This is a genomic window from Photobacterium rosenbergii, assembly GCF_003026455.1.
Lineage (GTDB): Bacteria > Pseudomonadota > Gammaproteobacteria > Enterobacterales > Vibrionaceae > Photobacterium > Photobacterium rosenbergii.
The window spans coordinates 176,139-196,448 of sequence record NZ_PYMB01000002.1 but is presented as its reverse complement, the minus strand read 5'-3'; the positions used below and the strand labels follow the sequence as shown (position 1 = coordinate 196,448).

The following is a 20,310-nucleotide window of genomic DNA, read 5'->3' as shown; positions in this document are numbered from 1 at the left end:
CGACCAATTAATATTTAAGCCCAACAACAAATCGACAACATTATAAATTCAACTGGTCTGATTTGTAGTATTTAACCCGCCACCTAAAATCCGCCTCGAATATATGCAGTGGCATTGTTCGCTATAAAACTAATTACATAAATACAAAAGAATTCTCTATGTTCAAGAAGCGTTTGTTAACCTGTGCAGTATTCACTGCACTTTCTGTGACGTCTGTACAAACTATGGCAGCCGGTTTCCAACTCAATAGCCAATCGGCAACTGGCCTAGGCCGTGCGTTTGCCGGTGACGCGGTTATCGCTGATAATGCCTCTGCGATGGCACGAAACCCAGCAACCATGGCAATGTTTAATGAAACCAGCATGTCATTGGGCTTTACCGTTATTGATAGCGACGTACGAATCAAAGACGGTACTTATAATCAATTTAAAATTTCTGATACTATTTTCGGCCCTATTCCAGGTAATAATGAGTTTGATATTTCCGGTACTGATGGTATCGGTAGCACTGCTGTAGTTCCTAACTTTTATTTAGTTGTACCGGTCAATGACCAGTGGGCATGGGGTGTTTCTGCATACTCTAACTTTGGTACCGGCACTGAATTCAAAGATGACTTCGCGGCTTCTGTATTTGGTGGTACGACAGAAATCCAGAGCATGAACTTCGGTGCCAGTGTATCTTACCGCCTGAACGAGCAATGGAGTTTCGGCGCTGGCCTAGATCTTATCTACGGCATGGGTAAGCTAAAACGCGATTTTGACCTCGAAACCTGTCAAGGAATAGGACCTAATCAGTCATGTGATGAGCAGAGATTCAACGTTCTTGATGTTGATGCTTCTGGTTTTGCAGTTGGTGGTAACTTCGGTGTGGTATACGAGCTAAACGACAATCACCGTTTCGGCCTTTCATACCGCTACAGCCCGACTGTTACGGCCAAAGGCGATGTGGACACCATAGCCGGTAACAGCAACAAACTGGATATGCCACTGCCTGATATGGCCGAGTTTTCTGGTTACCACCGCTTAACTAATAAATTTGCCGCGCACTACAGTGTACAATGGGTTCAATGGAGCGCGTTCGATTCGCTGCAAATTGCCGATATCAACAAAGAATATGCATGGAAAGATGCAGGGCACGTCTCGGTCGGTGGTACATACTACCTCAACAACGACTGGACACTACGTGCTGGTTACATGTACGACGTTGCCGCCACTGACGAGCTTAAGTCCATCTCCATCCCAGATTCTGATCGCCAGTGGCTTTCAGCTGGTTTTACCTATCACATTGACTCACGCTCGAATATCGGCTTCGGTGCAACTTACCTGATTGGTAAAGACACACAAGTCGATGAGTTCATGGGCATTGAAACTGATAGTGGGCTACAAATTGGAACAGGTGTTTCTGCAACTACTCGTTCCGATGCTATTTTGGTCGGCCTGCAGTACAGCCGTACCTTCTAATTAGTAAAGGCTGATCAAAAAAGCGGAAGCCTTATTGGCTTCCGCTTTTTTTTGCTCAATTAAAAATTAAGCATCCCTTTATCTTCCAACTCCGCACAGCGGCTTGCGTTATAGGATTGATCCCAGTAATTGTTCAGCTCAAAGCCGTTCGCGTTTATCTTGATGAACTTGTCGTTGTTATCTGAATTCTTGTCCCAAGAAACGTCATTGCTAAACAAGCTGTCGCTGAACCATTTACGCGACATATGCGCCATTAGCTTTTTGTCCGCCGCATTGGTCAGTACCTTCTCGCCCTTAATGTTCATGGCTTTGTTGAAGACATACGGCAACTCGGCGGCGTGGCAGGCTTTGCCTTTCACCGTGCCATCAAGGTTCTGGCAGCTCAATGCCGCCAACGGTGAAGCACTAAATGGCCAGAAGTTAAATTGCGACTCATGCTCAAATTGGTACATAACGACATTATGCTCACCGCCTTGTTGGGCCTGCAGCGCTTTTCGCGTCGGACAAGTAAATAACATATCATTGGCCAGCATGCGGGTCTTACGCACGTTTTCACTGGACATTTGAAGGGTATCACCTGGCGAGGCCTGATACGCATCAAAATCTTCAAGAAGAGTATCACCTTTACAATTTCCAATATTGAGGATATCGCAACTGATCGGGAAAGGAATACCGTTAACATTCACCGTTCCGCCAAAAAATACTTTAATTAATAGACTATAGAACCCACCAACAGACTCTGAGTCTATAAACTTCCTAACGTCCAACCCGTTATCGAGAACTATATCTTCACCAAAGATATAACTCCCATTGTTATCTTTAATGTTTGCATATAACAGAGCTTCGAACATAGAGGTAAAGATATTAGACTCATCAGTATTAAAACCAACTACTGTAGGAACATTAAATTTTGTATCAATGGGCTGGCTTTTTAAATGCTCTCCAGTAATTTTTGACGTTGTTTGACAAGAAGTTCCTCTAGCTTTTGATTCTATATAAGGTGCAAATGGTAAAAAACCAGATGGTGTAGGCCTAAAACTTCTGAGGTATGACAGAAGATTGCCTTTTACTTTCCCCTGAAGTTCTAAGATTTCTGACGTTGAAAGATCATGTATACTTCTTTCTTCTAGAATATTAATTATGTCATCATTTATTTTTTTTGCAGAACAATAGCTCTTATATGGGATACCATAGGGGTTACTTTGCATTATGGCGCGCTGGTAATAACCATTGTGTTCAGGATCATTGAGATCTTCACCACCTGCAACAACAGGGTCCTGCTGTAAAATGCCAATAGACATCGCCCCGGCACTTTCGCCAAAGACTGTCACATTGTTACTATTGCCACCAAAAGATTGAATGTGCTTATTAACCCACTCTAAAGCGCGCTTCTGATCCCCGATACCATAGTTACCACCCGCTTGATTTTCTGACTTCTTCCCATCCACCCACAAGCTTCCCAGAAGACCAAGGCGGTAATTTAGGGTAACGGCGATGAATGGTTGGTCTCTGCCACCTAAATCACTTCTCACATCAGAAACACTTTGTGCAACAATGGTATCACCTTGGTTTAAAGGCAATGACCCCGCCCCACTTTCGAATGAGCCACCGTGAATAAAAACATACACAGGCAATGTATCTTGCTCAGAAGTACCGGCAGGGCGCCATATATTCAAGCTCAGGCAATCTTCTGATTGAGGCATACCTTCCCTGCCTGCTTGCGGGCAGATATCACCAAATGCTGTCGCGTCTATCACCCCTTGGGACGGCTCAACCAATTGGCTGTGTTCAAAGCGATTGGCGGTTGCATAGCGAATGCCCTTGAACGCCTCAATACTAACAGTTTCCGCTTGGTTATCCAGGTTGGTAATTCCAATATATTCATTCAGTCCCTTAACCTGAGTGTCACCTATTTGTACTGTAATATTCGATGGCTCTAAATTATCTTTGCCAGATACTGATGAGTCATTGTTACAAGCAACCAAGGCCAACGCGATGCCCGTTGCAATAATAGAGCGGGAATAATTTTTCATAATTATAATCTTTATATGCTTCTTGTTTTAAAAATAAGCGAAATGAGCAAAAAGGTAAGACCTATTTACCAATAACTAACTGCTTTTATGTTTTCATTATAATTAAAACATTCTCAAATTAAATGAAAATTTGATCTGGTCTGACGTTTTTACAAACAAAATAGAATGATAAAAAAAAGTTAATTTTAAAAAAAACCTGAATGCGAGAGATGAAAGCATACACAGATAGAATGTTGCTATCTTTTTATTTCATGAGTTGTAAACACAATCCTATCATCAATATAAATTAATTTAGATATATCAACCTAGTATAAATAGTAAATTTGCCGCATGTCACAAAAAAATCATTATAGAATCAAATATCAAAATCAACATCACTTAATTATTTATATATAAACCCAACACTATTAACACCCCACGTAACAAAGGCAACACACCTATTTTATTTCATACTGGTCAGAGTTGTTTAAATTAATCATCACTCTAGAATCGCAGCAAAATATATGGCTACATAAAAGTGCCAAACTCAATAATTAAAAGATATATACACATGTTCAAGAAGCGTCTATTAACGAGTGCTATAGTCTCGGCTATTGCGATTTCTAACGCCCCCGCTTTCGCTGCAGGGTTTCAATTAAACAGCCAATCCGCTACGGGCTTGGGCCGGGCTTTTGCTGGCGATGCTGTGATTGCGGACAACGCCTCTGTTGCAGCGCGGAACCCCGCTGCCATGGCACTGTTCAAAGAAGCTAATTTCTCCCTTGGTTTCAATGTTATTGCCACGGACGTCAGGCTCAAAAACGGTACCTATAACGATATCAAGATCCCTGACTTTACTATTACCCAAGAGGATATCTCAGGTACTGACGATATAGGTGGCACCTCTTTTGTTCCCAATTTACATTTGGTCATGCCGCTCAATGAAAAGTGGGCCTGGGGCCTTTCGGCCTATTCTAACTTCGGTACAGCTACCGAATTTGACGACGATTTTTCTGCCAACCTTTTTGGTGGGAAAACCAGTATAAAAAGCATGAATTTAGGGACTAGCCTCTCTTACCGGTTTACTGAGCATTTCAGTGTAGGGGCTGGACTCGATCTGATTTATGGTAAGGGCGAGCTAAAACGTAGCTACAAAGGCATTACTGCTGTTGATATCGATGCTACGGGTACTGCCTTCGGTTGGAATGCCGGAGTTGTTTACGAGTTCAATAAAGATCATCGCTTGGGGCTGAGCTACCGTGCAAGCCCAACGGTCGATGCCGATGGTGACAATCCAACAGATAAAATCTCGTTACCTTTGCCAGACATTGCCGAATTTTCAGGTTACCACCGTCTGAATGAAAAATTTGCCGCCCACTACAGCCTACAATGGGTTCAGTGGAGCACGTTTGATACCATCAATATTCAGACACAAGATATGTTGCTCGGCCTCGTTCCATCTCAATCAATTGATAAAGAATATCAGTGGAAAGATGCGGGCCATATTTCTGTGGGCGGTACTTACTACCTAAACAATGATTGGACACTGCGTGCGGGTTATATGTACGACATTGCAGCAACAGACGAGCTGAAATCTATTTCAATTCCAGACTCCGATCGTCAGTGGCTATCTGCAGGCTTTAGCTACCATTTAAACCCGAAAGAAACTATCGATTTTGGTTTCACTTACCTTATTGGCCAGGATGTCACCTTCGATGAACACTTGAGCCCTGATTTGGATGCGCCCTCGATCACAGGTGCGACAACTCGCGCAGATGCTATCTTGTTTGGCTTACAATATAGTCGTTCTTTTTAATCAATAATTCTATTAATAATTTATATAGACGGAAGCCAAGATTGGTTTCCGTTTTATTTTCTGCTCCTTGAGCTCTACTTTGTCATTTTTTTGTTTTTTTTCATGAATTAGCATGGTGAAGCCCCTGTCTTGGGTCTAAGATTTATTTTATCAATTTCATGGTTGCAGCATATTTCTTTTATGTGATAAATCAGAATACCATGCTCAACGTCGCATCACGATATTGGTCAATGCCATGAGAAAGACAAGAACCGTACAAAAAATCCGTTTTGGCAAAAAGAGTGGCCTCCACACAACATTTATCAAGCAATCAGAGCTTGAGCAGCTAAATCCATTTGTGCAGTGGGATCATTTCACCGCTAAAGCCATAATCCATTCCAAACGGCTCGATTATGAGAGCCACTCAGGGGTCGATGCCGTCAGTTACCCCGTCATCGGTAAACTGAGCCATCACGACTCAACCGGCAACCATGTCACCCTTGCTAGCGGCGATGTTCATATCATGACTTCCGGTGATGGTATTATTCATAAAGAAATCATGACCCCGCAAAACGGTCAAATTGAGTCATTCTGCCTAGGTAGTATTCTACCTGCGGGAAAAGTAGAAATGTCCCCGGCAAGCTGCATCAATTTACACGCCCAGCAACTCCCCCTGATTGAAGAGCATGATTCAACAACCAAAGTCATTATTGGGAAGTATAAAAATGTCGCCAGCCCGGCAACTTACAGTATTCCAATGACATTTCTCGATATCATGATCGCTCCATACGGATGCTGGTATTTCGAACCCGATCCTGAACAATTGACAGGTTTTGTTTATCTACGCTCAGGGAGCGTGTATATCAGCGGTAGCCAACTTCATAAACACCAGATGGCGACTTTGACCCCGTCATCATTACCCATTGAAGTCAGAACCAGTAAACTCGGTGCTAGGATATTTATTGTAACTGGCAAACCCCAGCAACAACCCTTGTTCTCAAACCATCACTCCGTTCATTCATCACAGCAGAACATGTCAAAAGCGACCCAAAACATTGGCCGTTTGTTAACAACGAGAAAGTAACCTCGCCCCTCAAACCTTACATTTGGTGATATTGCTCCCAAAAATAAACACTTCTGTGGAGCATACCTTACCCACAAAAGCCCGTTCGTTGCGGGTTAAATTTGACTCATCAAGGCGATTTATAAATCAAGTGTTTCATCTATTCTCAGCTTATCAATCTTAGTAGCGCTTTTTTACCCTCCACGATACCCACAACCAATACTCACCTTTCAACGCCTACCGGAATTTATTCCTCAGTGGAATCATGCAAACTATAATCGAAGATAAATAAGTGTTTAAATTTCAGCAGTTTAATCTATCATCCAAACATCCACGGCTCCCTGACTGGTCGCTACTTTATGCCCCTAACTCTCACCTACTCTGGTTTTCTTTTACCCTACCGCAAGAAATTATTGCTGCCCGTTTTGAGTTGCCTATGGGTCACAAAAGGGTATGCCAGCGACTTAGAACAGTTAATGGCTATGAGCTTAGAAGAGTTAAGCTTAGTGGATATTCAGGTAACGTCTGCGGCAAAAAAGCCACAATCACTCAAAGATATACCCACTGCAGTTTATGTTATTTCCAATGAACAAATCCGCCGTAGTGGGGTTCGCTCTATCGCTGAAGCCCTTGCTCTCGCGCCTGGAGTACAAGTTACCCGTATTTCCGAATACAACTGGCAAGTGTCATTGCGGGGGCTGAATGACGTGTCGTTTAACAAACTCCTGGTGATGATCGATGGGCGGAGTGTCTACAGCCCACTGATGTCCGGCACCTTTTGGCACACTATCGACACGTTGCTTGAAGACATTGACCGTATTGAAATTATTCGTGGCACTGCAGGTACCATGTGGGGTGCTAACGCGGCGAATGGTGTTATCAATATCATCACAAAAGATAGCGAAAATACGCAAGGTCACTTTGGGCAGATAGCGGGTGGCGAATATGGCTACCGGGAATTGAACTACCGGTACGGTACCCGATTCAATGAAAACTTCACTGCCAGGGGCTTCGTGAAAGGCGTTAAAGGTAAGTATTACATTGATAATGATGATACCTGGCGTAACATCCGTGGTGGACTCCGCACTGACTACAAAGGTGACAATCAGCATTTCACCTTTCAAGTAGGTGGATACCAAACAAAGTCTGAGCACCAATGGCTTTATGCCGACTTATCCTCGCACCTCAACAGCTATTACTATCAAACAGATCTCAATGCTTACTCTGAAGGTGCTTATATCAGTACCCGTTGGAAACAACGGCAAGATACTCATTATTATGAAGTGAATCTTTGGGCTGATACCAACGCCACAGATGAACCTTCTGCTGCAGGAAAATTCCATACTGTAGATATTGACTTACTCAGCCATCACCAGTTGAGCCCAAGCCAGCAATTAACTGTCGGTGGGGGGGCCCGTGTTATCCACCGCCGAACAGAACCTTACCCTGACAGTCATTATAACCGTGTCGAACCATGGGGACGATACAGCCTTGATCCTGTCGGTACAGATACCATCATAAATACATATGCCCAACTGGAGTCCGAGCTATCTAATTCGGTCACATCCACCATAGGGATCAAAGTTGAGCACTTTAGCCTCAATAACAGCACAGAACTGCAACCCCAAGCGAGATTGTTATACCAGCCAAACCGCGAACAACAATTTTGGCTAGGTGCCGCACGTGCTGTGGTGGCACCATCATTTCTCAGCACCAAAACTGATAGCTATTTCCTGGCATCCGTTTGTGTGAGTGAAGATTGCCAAGACCATCACCCTGGAATTATCTACACGGCAGCGAATAAAGATCTAAAAACAGAATCAGTGTTAACTCTGGATATGGGGCACCGGTACTTTGCATCTAACGCCTTAACGATTGATAGCACTTTGTTTTACAGCCAATACAAGAATCTACTCATGGAGAGCGACAGCCAATGGCGCTGCGTGTATGGCCTATGTAAAGATGGCAAACAGCTTCCTGATAACATGTTTGTGATGGTGCAAACGAGTAGCGATAACTTAGCTGTAGACAATTATGGATTTGAAACAGCCATTGAATGGCGGCCATTGCCAGAACTCAGCCTATTCACTAGCTATAGTTTTATGCAGACTTCAGCCTCCTGCACAGGGCATGTCAACTGTGAACCTGATGCGGTTTCCGGCAGTAAGCTAAGATATAACAACCAGCCATCACACCTATTATCAGTACAGAGCCTATGGCAAATTAACCCTAACTGGCAGCTTGATCTGTGGTTCAAACACAAAAGCGCCATCTCCAGCTCACATCAATATTTTGACGCCCCTTCAGTCAGTACTTTGGATGCTAGGATTGCCTGGCAAAAACAACCCGACTGGCCTCGAATAGAGTTGATCATCGATGCCCTTGGTAAGGCTCCCTACCAAGACATGCCATTCATGCACAAAATCGACCAGAATATCTTCCTGATGGCAAGTTGGGGGATACATTGATGCTACAACGCTGTTACCTATCGCTCGCTTCGGCCATTGCTTTCTTTGCCCTGCCCTTTAGTTGGTCAGTGTATGGCAAAAACCATCCCGTACAAAGCTTTGCTGAGCACGATATAAAAGCTGTCTATGTGTATCGGTTAGCGAACTTCATCCGCTGGCCCGAAGGACAAAAGAATAACCTTGTGGTATGTACCCTTGGAAAAGACAGTACAACTCGCAGTTTGGAAACCCTCTTTCGCCAGCAGCATGCTAAAGGCTATATCAAAGCGGTCAACTCGTTAACAGATGCAGCATTACAGTGCGATTTAGTGTTTGTCACTCAAGATGTGATTACTCAGTTCAACCCACTCCCACAATATAAAGGGCTGCTCACGATCAGCGACTCTCCAGTCACAATGGGGGAAGGTGGAATGATTGAGCTAAGAACGATGAATTACCAAGTAAAGCCCGTTTTGCATCTAGAGAATATCAATAACGCCCAACTCAATGTCAGTTCACAACTGCTACGTATCGCTATTCTCGTTTCCGACCAAGAAGGGGAACACGGCAATGATAATGAATAATTGGTTAAAAAACCGCACCCTCAAGCAGCGCTTGTCTTTCCCGATTCTGACATTCAATTTGCTGGTATTGCTCGGCTTTCAGTTTATTAGCTATCAGAGCTATTTGACTATTGAGCGTGAAAACTTCATTTCGAGAACCCAAATACTCGCCAAAGGCGTTGGTAGTAACCTCTCGGCTCCTATATTGTTCAATGACCGCCTAGCCGCCAAAGAAATTCTATCCGCACTCAAAGCTGATGAGCGTATTGTCAAAGCAAAGCTGAGATTACCGGATCACAGCTTGTTTGCCGAATATGAAAACAAAACACTGCCTTTCTCAGCACCAGACGAAACTGAACAAAAAAAAGCTCTCCAACATGGCTACCACATTGGCAAAGACAACCTTTATCTTGCTGTACCTGTTACCATTGACGGGGAAGTAATTGCTCAAATTTATCTTGCGGTCTCACTGCAACAGCTTAACGAGATGCGCCAAACTCAATTGGAAATCAGCCTTCTTCTCATAGTCATACTGGTTTTCAGTAGTTTTTGCTTTATCAACCAAATCCAACGCTGGGTGATTACACCTATTACCGAGCTTAATAAAGGTATTCAACGCTTAATTCAAGGGGATACACACCAACCTATACCGTACAACCAATTTTCCAACGCCGAACTTTACCAGCTCACGCTGGGTTTCAACAATCTGGTCACAACCATCCAGCAACGGGACAAAGAGTTACGAGCAGCAATGCAGAAACTGGCATTAGAAAAATCTTTTGTCGATGAGGTTATTGAAACCGTTCAACATGCCTTGGTGGTGGTCGATAAATCAGGCAAGATCACATTGACCAACCATGCTTGCCAATCCATGTTCGAGCTCTCTTCTTTCCAGCTCTTCAGTAAATCACTTATCGATATACTCAGGCCGTCAGAAAGAGACGCCTTTGAGCGAATACTTGAAAATGTACTGGTTAATAATAAGGAAATAGAGCAGCTGACAATAGAGAGCCGGGCCCATTCTCAAGAGGTAAGGACTTTCCAATTAGTGAGCCGCCCGTTATGCCATCAACAGCAAATCCTGTTTGCCATTGAGGATGTCACAGAGCGCTAGCATGCGGACCAATGAATCCTATAGCCCAAACCAGCAAACTGTGATTATCAAATCCGATCTACGTTCAATGAAGAAGATAAAGCAGTTGGTATAGATTTGATTAATTGCATATCGCTACCGCTCGACTTTCAACTAAAGCGGTAGCGACATAAATAGAATGGAATCGCGATTAACGGTTAGCTAGACGGAACGTCCCTTTCGAGCTAAACCAAACGGCCTGAGATTTTTTGCGACCTAGCAACATTGGGCCATCATCAAAGAAGAGAAAGTTCTTCCAGTTACGCTTGAACACATCCCACTTAGTTTCAATCACGTTGTACTTTTCGTAACAGAAGAAAACCGTCGTGTTATCTTCCCAATCAAGGAAGTCTACCATTTCTTCCGGCAATTCTGGTTCGTCACTATCCCAAGCAGCTTGCCAATCAATAGGCTGAGACCAGATCTTATCGTTATGGGCCCAATCCCCTTTTTCAAAGTGATCAGCGTCAGGGCTTTGACGGCTCACATGCTCGCCCCAAATCTGGGAAGATCGTGCTTGGGTAAACGGTTTGATTAAGGCCAAGTCTGATTCGGCAACAGGCATTGATGCGTGGGTGAAAATCCACTTGCGGGAATAGTTATCTAACTCTACGTAGTTCATGGGACGACCTAACAATTCAAGACGGTGGAAATGTACCTGAGTCGGCCCTATTGTGCCAGTAGTTATCTGGGTTTCGCGCTAATTACCCTATCGTTTATACCAATCGAGCGGAGACAAACCGCTCGATATACCCGTGTAATGAGTGTCTATTTTTTCTGATCCCACAGATTACTCACCCACCCCCCAGCAGCATCATCATAATGACAACCGGTGTAGTGTTTCTCGACAACATTAGCTTCTTGTTTGTTGGATTCAATCATTTTAGAAATGTGGCATGCCATCGGATCGCCACCTGTCGTCAAACGACGCCGAGTCGCTACTTCTTTGATGATTTGCAAGCGGTAAGCCGAGTTCATTTTCTTCATCTTTCCACACCTCTGTTGATTGGGCCCAAATAAAAATAGGAGGCGTTAAGAAAATCGTCAAATAACAGACTTATAAAGTTCATACATATCAACTACGGAGAAAATATCGTAGCTATATATTTCAATGAGTTAATCCCACAGTTTTTATCCTGTTATTTGATACATTCACAATAGCAACATAAGACCCTGATATATAAAGGATAAAAATGTCATTAAAATTTCTTTATTTGTACAAAAAAGATTCACGATTTTGCGACTGATATCTCTCTTACAAAGCTGCCTCATTTATCTGACAGTACCGCTGGATAATATGCGTAATGTCTAATCTCACAATATTTTTACTTCCGGTAAGTAGCAGTATTCCAGTGGACACTTTAAAATGAAAATCAAATACAACAACAACTTATTATATGTACAACTTAGCCACCAACCTCGAACGTAACGCCGACTTTCGAGGCAATGACACCGCTTTAATTTTCAATGACGAGAAATTAAATTTCCGAACCCTAAATGAAATGGTCAATGCTATTGCCTACCACCTTTGTGAAATCGGTATCAAGCCGGATGACAAAGTGGCAATATCTTGCCCAAACATGCCCGCTTTCGTGATTGGTTATTATGCTATCCAAAAAGTGGGCGCAGTGACCGTCCCACTCAATATTATGCTCAAAGGCCCAGAAGTGGCCTACCACCTTAATGATTCCGACGCTGTTGCTATCATCAGCTTTCAAGGCAACAGTGCCCTGCCAAGTGGTGAGTATTGTTTCGAAGGGTTCAAGCAAACGCCTCTCTGCCAACATTTTATTTCCATTGAGTCTGGTAGCGGTGACCCTTTACCAGAGGGAGCCCACAGCTTTAACCAATGGCTAACCTCAGGCAGTACGCATTTTGAGGCCGTTTACCGCAAGGCTGAAGACACCTGCGTGATCTTGTACACATCCGGGACCACTGGCCGTGCCAAAGGTGCAGAGCTGAGCCAGAGCAACATGCTGTGTAACGCCCAAGCCTGCCAAGCACTTACAAACCAAAAAGGCTCTGATGTCAGCATCGCTATCTTGCCGCTGTTCCATACTTTTGGGCAATCGCTGATCATGAACACATCCATATTGTCTGGTAGCGCATTAGTTCTGATCCCTCGCTTCATACCTAAAAATGTTTTCCAGCAAATGTACAAGCATAAAGTCACCCATATGGCAGGTGTACCCACCATGTTCATGGGACTCCTTGCTTTTGCCGAGAAGCATGGCAGCGCTGAGCTAGACGAAATTGCTGATAACCTGAAAGTCGCTATTTCTGGTGGGGCTTCCATGCCAGTCGAGATCCTCAAACAATTCGAAGATAAGCTGAAAGTGCCCGTCATCGAAGGCTATGGATTGTCTGAGTCTTCTCCTGTCGCCGCCTTTAACCATCTTGAGTATGAGCGCAAGCCAGGCAGTATTGGCCAGCCGTTGCCGGGCGTTGCAATGAAGGTTGTCGATGACAAGGGAGAAGAAGTCCCCCGAGGCAAAGAAGGTGAATTACTCATCCGCGGCCATAACGTCATGAAAGGTTACTACCAGAAACCGGAAGAGACTGCTAAAACCGTGGTTAATGGTTGGCTTCATACCGGTGATATCGTGCGTATGGATGATGAAGGCTATGTCTACGTTGTCGACCGCCTGAAAGAAGTGATCATCCGTGGTGGGTTCAACATTTACCCACGTGATATTGAAGAAACCTTCATGACGCATCCAGATATTCAGATGATTGCCGTTATTGGTGTCCCTCATAAGACTTACGGTGAAGAGGCTAAAGCCTTTGTTGTCCTGAAGGAAAATGCAACGACCACAGCGAAAGAGCTTGTTGCTTGGGGGAAAGAGCGCCTTGCAGATTACAAGTATCCGCGCTTGATTGACATCGCCGAAGAATTGCCGATGACCGCAACAGGTAAAATCCTCAAGCGCCTTTTGAAATAGTCCTTTTTTCAGGAGGCTATAACCTAACTGTTGGCCTGTTATAGCAGCAGGCCAATTTGGCAAACTGCCGCCTGCCCTGCTAACTTAATTACATTATCCTAGGTATTAAATAGCGAAGGTGTAAGTGTGCAGGTTAACCTTTTTTTGTTCCTATTGGCTTTCCTAAGCAGTGTCGCCTCCGCTCAGACCTATGCCGAACCTTCTCCTGCCTTGCATCAGTGTACCAAGACCCTGACATACCAGTTATTTTTCAATAACCTCAAAATAGGCCAAATGACGAGAGTATTACGCTGGCAAGACAAACAAGCCCAAATTAATTCCTACAGCAATATTGAAGTCCTAGCGACCAAAACCCGATTTAACCAACAAAGCCAAGTTTTCTGGTCTGAAGATCAGCAGAGCTTTCTCTCGAAAGGTTTCCGCCGTGAAGTTAAAGGTTTGCTAGGAGGCAAAACAGAAGTCTCATTCAACGGTGATGGCAGTTCATCCAAAGTCACCGTCGATGGCAAGGTATCATCATTCACTAGTGATAGCCTGCCGTTGCTCGATGCTGATGCCATCGGCAGTCAGATGAGGCTTAGCTTGATAGAAGGAAAGACCCAATTCGAATACAACCTACAGGACACCGACGATGTAAACCGCTATTACTTTCAGGTCAAGGGTCGGGAGCGTATCAACTCCAACTTTGGTAGCGTCAACACCATAAGGGTTGAACAAGTCAGAAAGAGCGACAGGAAATTTGTCATGTGGTTTTCGCCAGACGTCGACTACCAACTGGTCCGTGCTACCTATAAACGAAAAATTCTCGACCTTAAAGCCGTTTTACTCAGCAATAAGCAAGTCTGCCCTGCAACCAATCAGTTTTCCTCCACAGCAACATCAAATCAGTAGACGATTACTCTTTGCTGATCATTTCATTGTTACCTTACCGCCAATCATTTTCAGGGCTGGCGTCCCACGTATCAAGGTGTCTCTGGCAAAAGTTTGTTCGCAATGAGGGCAGACTCCTTCTTGCGAGGTAAAGTCCTTGACGATCCGCTCCTTAAAGCATTTTACCAACGCCCCTTTGCCACCCTTGCGGTATTTATACAACTGGGTTTTACACCCTGCGCAATAGATTTCAACGGTTTTGGTTGGGCCTTTTTTATTTGGTTTTGCCATGATGGTGCTTTGTTCTTACCTGAGCCAGAAGTTGATCGATATGTTCGAGGTGATCATCATGAACGCCAGCATGGTTGCCATATTTGGGTTGGTGACGATCATTTTCCAGAGGATGATGCCAGCCAATGGTCGTCTCGACAAATGTTTTGGCAAAGCTGCCAGATATCGAAAGGCAACCGGCTAACACCGTATCGACATAGGTCTGCATGATCGGCTGTTGATGGCAGGGGGGCTCATGATCATCCTTGGTGTAAACCCAAACCGGTATGTCCCCACCTAATGGACGGTGCGTTTCTACTTGGGTCGGATCAAGCTCTATCCGGCGATAGCCCCTTTCACGGTGATCAAACTGCTTCAATGCCTTTTCATCGACTCTGACAAGCACACCATTGCAGCGGCCATCACCCAGTGCTGCGACCAAGGGCGAAATACGGTAAGAGCCATCCACTTTCCCCCAATGGCGCTGTAACCCATTCACGGTAACAGGCTGGGCTTCTTTTGCCTGCCCGGTTAACAAGCGGGATGCGTGGTTAATCAAACTACCATAACCAAAAATATACATAGACCTGCAAAACCTCTCAAAAGCTCGTTCAAAGGGATAAGCCGAAAAAGCGTGAAAATTGCTGCCATTGCTCAATCACTTCTGACAATGTAGCACGTTTAAACATCACTTCGGTACCCGGTCTTGCTTGAGACAGCCTTGGTAAATCAATACGGGCAACGCAGCCTAGTTTTGGATACCCACCAAGGGTCTGCCTATCATTGAGCAATACAATCGGCTGGCCATTAGGTGGAATTTGAATCGCTCCCAACGCTATCCCTTCAGAGACAATGCCGTCAACTTCGGCATGGATTGGCTCTCCCAATAATTTGCACCCCATACGATCAGTTTCCTGGCTCACAGTATAGCGACCTGTATAGAAACGCTGCTTTTCGCTCTCTGGAAAACTGGTGTGCTGATAGGACTCAATCACCCGCAACTGAATGGGTTTACTGTAGTCTGGTATAAACCGTGCAGACGCTTGGCGGCTAACTGACTGCCCCTCTTGCTCTTGCAAAAGACTCATTTCGACCTGACTTGCCGATAAGGTATCTCCTTTTTCAAGACCTTTCCCTTGGTGTAAGCCTCCTAATTGATTGCGCGGTACACTGGAAGCACTGCCAAGTATCTTAGGAACATCCAATCCACCCTGTACAGCAAGGTATGCCCTAAGGCCTGAGCGGGCAAAACCAAACACAAGTTTCTGCCCTTTTTTTACTGCAACGCTTTGCCACATTGGTATAGGCATGCCATCGAGTAGCGGCTGCATATCCGCCCCTGTCACTGCGATGTGGCAATCTTGCTGAACCAGAAATTCAGCCTGGCCGAGGGTAATTTCCAGCATCGCCCTATTAGCACTATTACCTAATAGGTAGTTGGCCCAGCAATAGGCGTGCAAATCAACTGCGCCTCCCTGGCTAAGACCCTGAGCGCCAGCACCGTATCGGCCAATATCTTGGATTAGCGTGAGCATGCCCGGGCGGATCACTTCCATTGTGACCATATCTGTCCTCCTTGAGCCAAAAAAGCGTCTTTGGATATTGGGGTAAAAGTCACCTGATCGCCGACCTGAAAAGGCGTCATCGGTGAATTGTCGGGCTGAAATAATATCTGTGGACAGTTACCAATAATTTGCCACCCTCCCGGTGAATCATTTGGATATACCGCCGTCTGCTGGCTGGCGATGCCCACACTACCTGCTGGCACCCACTTACGTGGCTCAGTATGCCGAGGGGCGGCGATAGACTCATCAACTGATGCGAGAAAGGCAAACCCCGGCGCAAACCCAATAGCGCAAACCGTATAAACTTGTTGGCTATGGCGTTCTATCACCTCATCAACACTTAGCCCTTTGGCTTGCGCTAACACTGCCAAGTCAGGGCCTACCTCTGCCCCGTAATAAACGGGCAGGGAGATCAGCTTTGGCTCATAATCGCTATGCGCAGATTCGTCCCCTGTCGCTTCGCCCGTTTGTTCTAATGTTGCCGAAAACGATGTCAAAACACCGACAAGCTGCTCGTAAGTCAATAAATCCGGACGATACTGGATCAACACCGAAGTATATGAGGGGATCACCTCTATCAGAGCGGGATGCGATAAGGAATCTAGGTAGGCAACAAAACGGCTGATCTTAGGAGTGAGCGAAAGATCAATTTGATCACCGAAATAGACAATCGCATTGCACTCAGAAACGGCTTCAACCTTGAACATTAGCCAGATCCTCAGCAAGTTGCCGGACCACCGCTATCGATTCGTCATTGTCACCGTGGACACAAACCGTATCGACATCAAGCGTCAATGTTTTACCGTCAATAGTGGTAATTCTCCCTTTGGCTAGCTCAGCAACCTGCTGGCGGATGCGTTGGCTGTCATGGTAAACCGAGCCGGCTTGGGATCTTGGCACCAAAAAGCCCTCGCTATCATAAGCCCTGTCAGCAAAGCCTTCGAACAGTAGCTCGACGTTCCGCTGTGCTGCGAGTTCTGTATAGTGCTGGTTATCACGCCGGGCTAAGATCATCAGTTTTAGCGGTGGGGTACGGTATTGGTTTAAATCAGATACGGCACTGAGAATCGCTTCGAAGATCCACTGCTGTGCCATCATATCGTTATACAGGGCACCATGGGGTTTAACATAGCTAACACCACCACCGTAAAGCTGGCACAGTGCGTCGAGCGCGCCAATTTGATAGGCCACTAACCGGGTAATTTCTTCGGCGCTATGGGGAATGGAACGACGCCCGAACCCACTCTTGTCGTCGTAGCCAGGATGGGCACCAATGGCGACATTATCTTCCACCGCCAATTGTATGGTCTTAGCCATATGATCGGGGTCTGAGGCGTGGAACCCACAGGCAATGTTGGCCATGTCGATATAGGGCATAACATCGGCATCCTTCCCCATCGTCCAACTGCCAAAGCTCTCACCCATATCACAATTGAGTTTCATATCTGCTCCCTGCTTATACCAAAGCTAGCTTGTTCGTTTTCAAACTAAGTGGTTGATATTAAATCTACTCAAGTAAGTATAACAAGCGGGCAGTATGAGGAAAGGTTGGGAAGGCCAGATACGAAAAAGCCCCAGCATTTCTGCTAGGGCTTTTTCTTAAATTTGGAGCGACACACGAGGTTCGAACTCGTGACCTCAACCTTGGCAAGGTTGCGCTCTACCAACTGAGCTAGTGTCGCAAATGGAGGCGCGTCCCGGAGTCGAACCGAGGTCCACGGATTTGCAATCCGCTGCATAGCCACTCTGCCAACGCGCCTTCAATACCTGCGAGGTGTTCCCCGCTGCGGTATGGGGTGCATTCTACGGATTGAGCTAATCGAGTCAACAAGAAATTTAGTGAAATATCACCAAGCGGTCACTTTGCCACCACTCCATCATGAGTCGTTTATAATTCCATCAAAGAAGAGCGCTGTTATTGCATAAATCAACACAGGAACCCATGAGAACGCCACCATTGAAAACTCCTCATTGAAAACACTACCGTCATCCTTGAATGCTTGTATATTTCAGGTTTATCTTAGAAAATAGTGAGCTTTGTCACACTTAACATTTCAATAGACCATGACTACCCTTTTCCGAGTCGGATCAATCGCCATCGCTGCCATCCTATTAACGGCATGCAGCCCCAAGGAGCATCAACCGATAACGACAGGGATCAGCTTTGTCACCCAAGCACCTGATTACCTCCTGCAAAACCCCAGCGGTACTCAATCGCTAAAATATGCCCCGAAGAAAACAGCAAACTGGTTAAACCATCAATACCGTGTGGCATCAAGAAAGGCTGCCGACAAAAACGCGGCTTATATTGCGTTCTATTCAGATCAGCAACATGACAAGCCGATCCTCAGCCCGGCTTTCTCATATGTCACGGCCATCATTTCTGATCACTCTAGAAATACAAACCCAGAGGTACGGGTTCAGGGTGAGCAAGCGATTCTTGCCAGCAATATCGACTTCGGCATAACTCAATCAGGTAACGACGTGTTTGCCTACAACCCGAACAAAGCTCGAGCAGATGTGTTTGAACAACAGGAAGACAGTGAGTCCATTGCTTACTTATCCCTCATCAAGCAGACGCACTCTGAGGATGATGCTCCCCTCGCCCACGATTTGGCGGTACTTGCCCACTCGGTTGACCGACTGGCAACCCAAGGCAGAAACAAAATTGTTTTACTCAGCCAATATGATGCTCAGTACAGCTCACACATTACCGGACAAATTAAGGGATTAGATGTGATTATTAGTGCTGGGAAAGTTAGCAATGTCGATATCCAGCATAGTACTTGCCTGGCGACATTCGAGCATACCGGGGTGAGCTGGCAGACGTTATACGTTTCTTTTGACTCTGATGGGAATATTCTGCGGTGTCGGTTTTAATAAAAAGCCGTCCATTAAATGGCTAAATGGGCGGCTTCATCAGGTACTTGGTGTTTATATCTTCTTAAGATACTGACCACTGCGACAATGAACGTTTGAAATCTTCATAGCCGAACTCGTTCAGCATTTGGATCTCGCCATTGCTACGTTCGCAATAGATTGATGGCATTTTCAGGCCGTTGAACCAGTTCAGTTTCACCATGGTGTAGCCGGCGCTATCCATAATGTGAAGTTTCTGTCCGATCTCTAGCGGTTGGTCAAAGTTTGCGACACAGAACTGATCGCCAGCCAAGCAAGAACATGAACCAATCACATATTCGTGCTCACCGTTATCTGAGGCTTCCAGCACAGAGGCAGGTTCATCATAGATAAGCGTATCTAGGCGGTGGGCTTCTGTCGCTGAATCGACAATGGCGGTCTTCTTCACGTTTTCGACGATATCCACCACAGTGACAACAAGGTCTGTGGTTTTGGTGATGATCGCTTCGCCCGGCTCAAGGTAGAGCTGGACGCCGTGTTTCTCGGAGAAAGCTTTCAGGGCTTGCGCCAGTTTCTCGATGTCATAGCCCGGCCATGTGAAGAATACACCGCCGCCTAGGCTAACCCAGTCTAGCTTGTCCAGATGGCTGCCGAATTGCTCTGAGATAGCATCTAGCAGGCCGATGAACGCATCAACATCTTTGTTCTCACAGTTCATGTGGAACATTACGCCATCAAGGTTTTCGAATACTTCCGGCTTGATGTGATCAGCCTGTACGCCCAAACGGGAGAATTGGCGCGCTGGGTTTGCCAGGTCTTGGCCTGCGTAGCTGACACCAGGGTTTAGGCGAAGGCCTAGTGAAGCCTTACCTTCTACGATATGGCGGTGAGCAGCAAGTTGGCTTTGCGAATTGAAGATTAACTTGTCGCAAATATCTGCCACTTCACGTACGTCATCTTCGCTGTAACCAACGCTGTAAGCATGGGTTTCGCCGCCGAAGGTTTCGTAGCCAAGTTTCACTTCAAACGGGCCGCTGCTGGTTGTGCCGTCAAGGTATGGCTTGATGATGTCGAACACACCCCAAGTCGAGAAGCACTTAAGGGCCAACACCAGTTTTACACCTGAAAGCTCTTTGAGCAGCTTGGCTTTTTCCAAGTTGGCAATCAACTTGTCTTCATTGATCATGAAGTAAGGTGTTTTCAATTCTTCTTTCTTGAAAGTCATTACTATTTTCCGTGCTCAGGTCGTATCAGCCTGATTGTTGCCTGTAATATTTTTTTACTTTGTAACTCACGGTGTTCAAACAGGACAAAGCAAAAAAATATCACAAA

The 20,310-nt window shown here is 45.4% G+C and carries 18 protein-coding genes and 2 tRNA genes; 9 read left to right on the top strand and 11 right to left on the bottom strand.

The annotated features are described in order from the left end of the window. Window positions 1–158 precede the first annotated feature (158 nt). Window positions 159–1,460: an outer membrane protein transport protein gene (locus C9J01_RS07895; protein WP_107297596.1), complete on the top strand. Its 1,302-nt coding sequence runs from the start codon at window positions 159–161 to the stop codon at window positions 1,458–1,460. Between the two features lie 59 nt (window positions 1,461–1,519). Here the strand turns inward: C9J01_RS07895 and C9J01_RS07890 are convergent, their stop codons facing one another. Beyond that, entirely contained in the window at window positions 1,520–3,493 is a 1,974-nt protein-coding gene (locus C9J01_RS07890) for a carboxylesterase family protein (RefSeq protein ID WP_107297595.1), read from the bottom strand. A gap of 550 nt (window positions 3,494–4,043) precedes the next feature. On the opposite strand from C9J01_RS07890, the gene C9J01_RS07885 reads away from it, so the two are divergent. From C9J01_RS07885 to C9J01_RS07865, 5 genes are all read left to right on the top strand, one after another. Further along, window positions 4,044–5,288 (top strand): outer membrane protein transport protein, encoded by a 1,245-nt coding sequence (locus tag C9J01_RS07885; RefSeq protein WP_107297594.1) that lies wholly within the window; start codon window positions 4,044–4,046, stop codon window positions 5,286–5,288. Between the two features lie 235 nt (window positions 5,289–5,523). Then, entirely contained in the window at window positions 5,524–6,351 is an 828-nt protein-coding gene (locus tag C9J01_RS07880) for a pirin family protein (RefSeq protein ID WP_107297593.1), read from the top strand. A gap of 455 nt (window positions 6,352–6,806) precedes the next feature. Beyond that, the gene (locus C9J01_RS07875) at window positions 6,807–8,798 is read left to right on the top strand and encodes a TonB-dependent receptor plug domain-containing protein (RefSeq protein WP_158264508.1); all 1,992 of its coding nucleotides are present in this window, start codon (window positions 6,807–6,809) and stop codon (window positions 8,796–8,798) included. Next, window positions 8,798–9,361 (top strand): YfiR family protein, encoded by a 564-nt coding sequence (locus tag C9J01_RS07870; RefSeq protein ID WP_107297591.1) that lies wholly within the window; start codon window positions 8,798–8,800, stop codon window positions 9,359–9,361. The genes C9J01_RS07875 and C9J01_RS07870 overlap by 1 nt, the downstream gene beginning before the upstream one ends. After that, on the top strand, window positions 9,354–10,454 hold the full coding sequence (locus tag C9J01_RS07865; protein WP_158264507.1) for a CHASE sensor domain-containing protein: 1,101 nt from the start codon (window positions 9,354–9,356) through the stop codon (window positions 10,452–10,454). Before C9J01_RS07870 ends, C9J01_RS07865 begins: the two co-directional genes overlap by 8 nt. Before the next feature lie 169 nt (window positions 10,455–10,623). Here C9J01_RS07865 and C9J01_RS07860 read toward each other — a convergent pair whose 3' ends face one another. Both C9J01_RS07860 and C9J01_RS07855 read right to left on the bottom strand, forming a co-directional pair. Continuing rightward, window positions 10,624–11,094: a DUF2947 domain-containing protein gene (locus C9J01_RS07860; protein WP_107297589.1), complete on the bottom strand. Its 471-nt coding sequence runs from the start codon at window positions 11,092–11,094 to the stop codon at window positions 10,624–10,626. A 146-nt stretch (window positions 11,095–11,240) separates the two neighbouring features. Then, the gene (locus tag C9J01_RS07855) at window positions 11,241–11,459 is read right to left on the bottom strand and encodes a hypothetical protein (protein ID WP_107297588.1); all 219 of its coding nucleotides are present in this window, start codon (window positions 11,457–11,459) and stop codon (window positions 11,241–11,243) included. A gap of 410 nt (window positions 11,460–11,869) precedes the next feature. On the opposite strand from C9J01_RS07855, the gene C9J01_RS07850 reads away from it, so the two are divergent. After that, entirely contained in the window at window positions 11,870–13,414 is a 1,545-nt protein-coding gene (locus tag C9J01_RS07850; RefSeq protein ID WP_107297587.1) for a long-chain-fatty-acid--CoA ligase, read from the top strand. Window positions 13,415–13,540: 126 nt separating this feature from the next. After that, window positions 13,541–14,305 carry a DUF3108 domain-containing protein gene (locus C9J01_RS07845; RefSeq protein ID WP_107297586.1) on the top strand — a complete coding sequence of 255 codons (765 nt, stop codon included), beginning with the start codon at window positions 13,541–13,543 and terminating at the stop codon, window positions 14,303–14,305. Between the two features lie 18 nt (window positions 14,306–14,323). Here C9J01_RS07845 and C9J01_RS07840 read toward each other — a convergent pair whose 3' ends face one another. The 7 genes from C9J01_RS07840 to C9J01_RS07810 form a co-directional block, all read right to left on the bottom strand. Next, on the bottom strand, window positions 14,324–14,575 hold the full coding sequence (locus tag C9J01_RS07840) for a hypothetical protein (protein WP_107297585.1): 252 nt from the start codon (window positions 14,573–14,575) through the stop codon (window positions 14,324–14,326). Continuing rightward, entirely contained in the window at window positions 14,559–15,137 is a 579-nt protein-coding gene (locus C9J01_RS07835; protein ID WP_107297584.1) for a gamma-glutamylcyclotransferase family protein, read from the bottom strand. The genes C9J01_RS07840 and C9J01_RS07835 overlap by 17 nt, the downstream gene beginning before the upstream one ends. Window positions 15,138–15,165: 28 nt before the next feature. Continuing rightward, window positions 15,166–16,119 (bottom strand): 5-oxoprolinase subunit C family protein, encoded by a 954-nt coding sequence (locus tag C9J01_RS07830; protein WP_107297583.1) that lies wholly within the window; start codon window positions 16,117–16,119, stop codon window positions 15,166–15,168. Next, entirely contained in the window at window positions 16,101–16,826 is a 726-nt protein-coding gene (gene pxpB, locus C9J01_RS07825; protein WP_107297582.1) for a 5-oxoprolinase subunit PxpB, read from the bottom strand. The genes C9J01_RS07830 and pxpB overlap by 19 nt, the downstream gene beginning before the upstream one ends. After that, complete coding sequence (locus C9J01_RS07820) at window positions 16,813–17,562, bottom strand: 5-oxoprolinase subunit PxpA (protein WP_107297581.1); 750 nt, start codon at window positions 17,560–17,562, stop codon at window positions 16,813–16,815. The genes pxpB and C9J01_RS07820 overlap by 14 nt, the downstream gene beginning before the upstream one ends. A gap of 163 nt (window positions 17,563–17,725) precedes the next feature. After that, a tRNA-Gly gene (locus C9J01_RS07815) sits at window positions 17,726–17,801 on the bottom strand. Between the two features lie 3 nt (window positions 17,802–17,804). Further along, a tRNA-Cys gene (locus C9J01_RS07810) sits at window positions 17,805–17,878 on the bottom strand. 305 nt (window positions 17,879–18,183) lie between these two features. Between C9J01_RS07810 and C9J01_RS07805 the strand changes: the two genes are divergently transcribed. Further along, on the top strand, window positions 18,184–18,999 hold the full coding sequence (locus C9J01_RS07805; protein WP_107297580.1) for a hypothetical protein: 816 nt from the start codon (window positions 18,184–18,186) through the stop codon (window positions 18,997–18,999). Between the two features lie 64 nt (window positions 19,000–19,063). Here the strand turns inward: C9J01_RS07805 and nspC are convergent, their stop codons facing one another. Continuing rightward, window positions 19,064–20,203 (bottom strand): carboxynorspermidine decarboxylase, encoded by a 1,140-nt coding sequence (gene nspC, locus C9J01_RS07800; protein ID WP_107297579.1) that lies wholly within the window; start codon window positions 20,201–20,203, stop codon window positions 19,064–19,066. Window positions 20,204–20,310 lie beyond the last annotated feature (107 nt).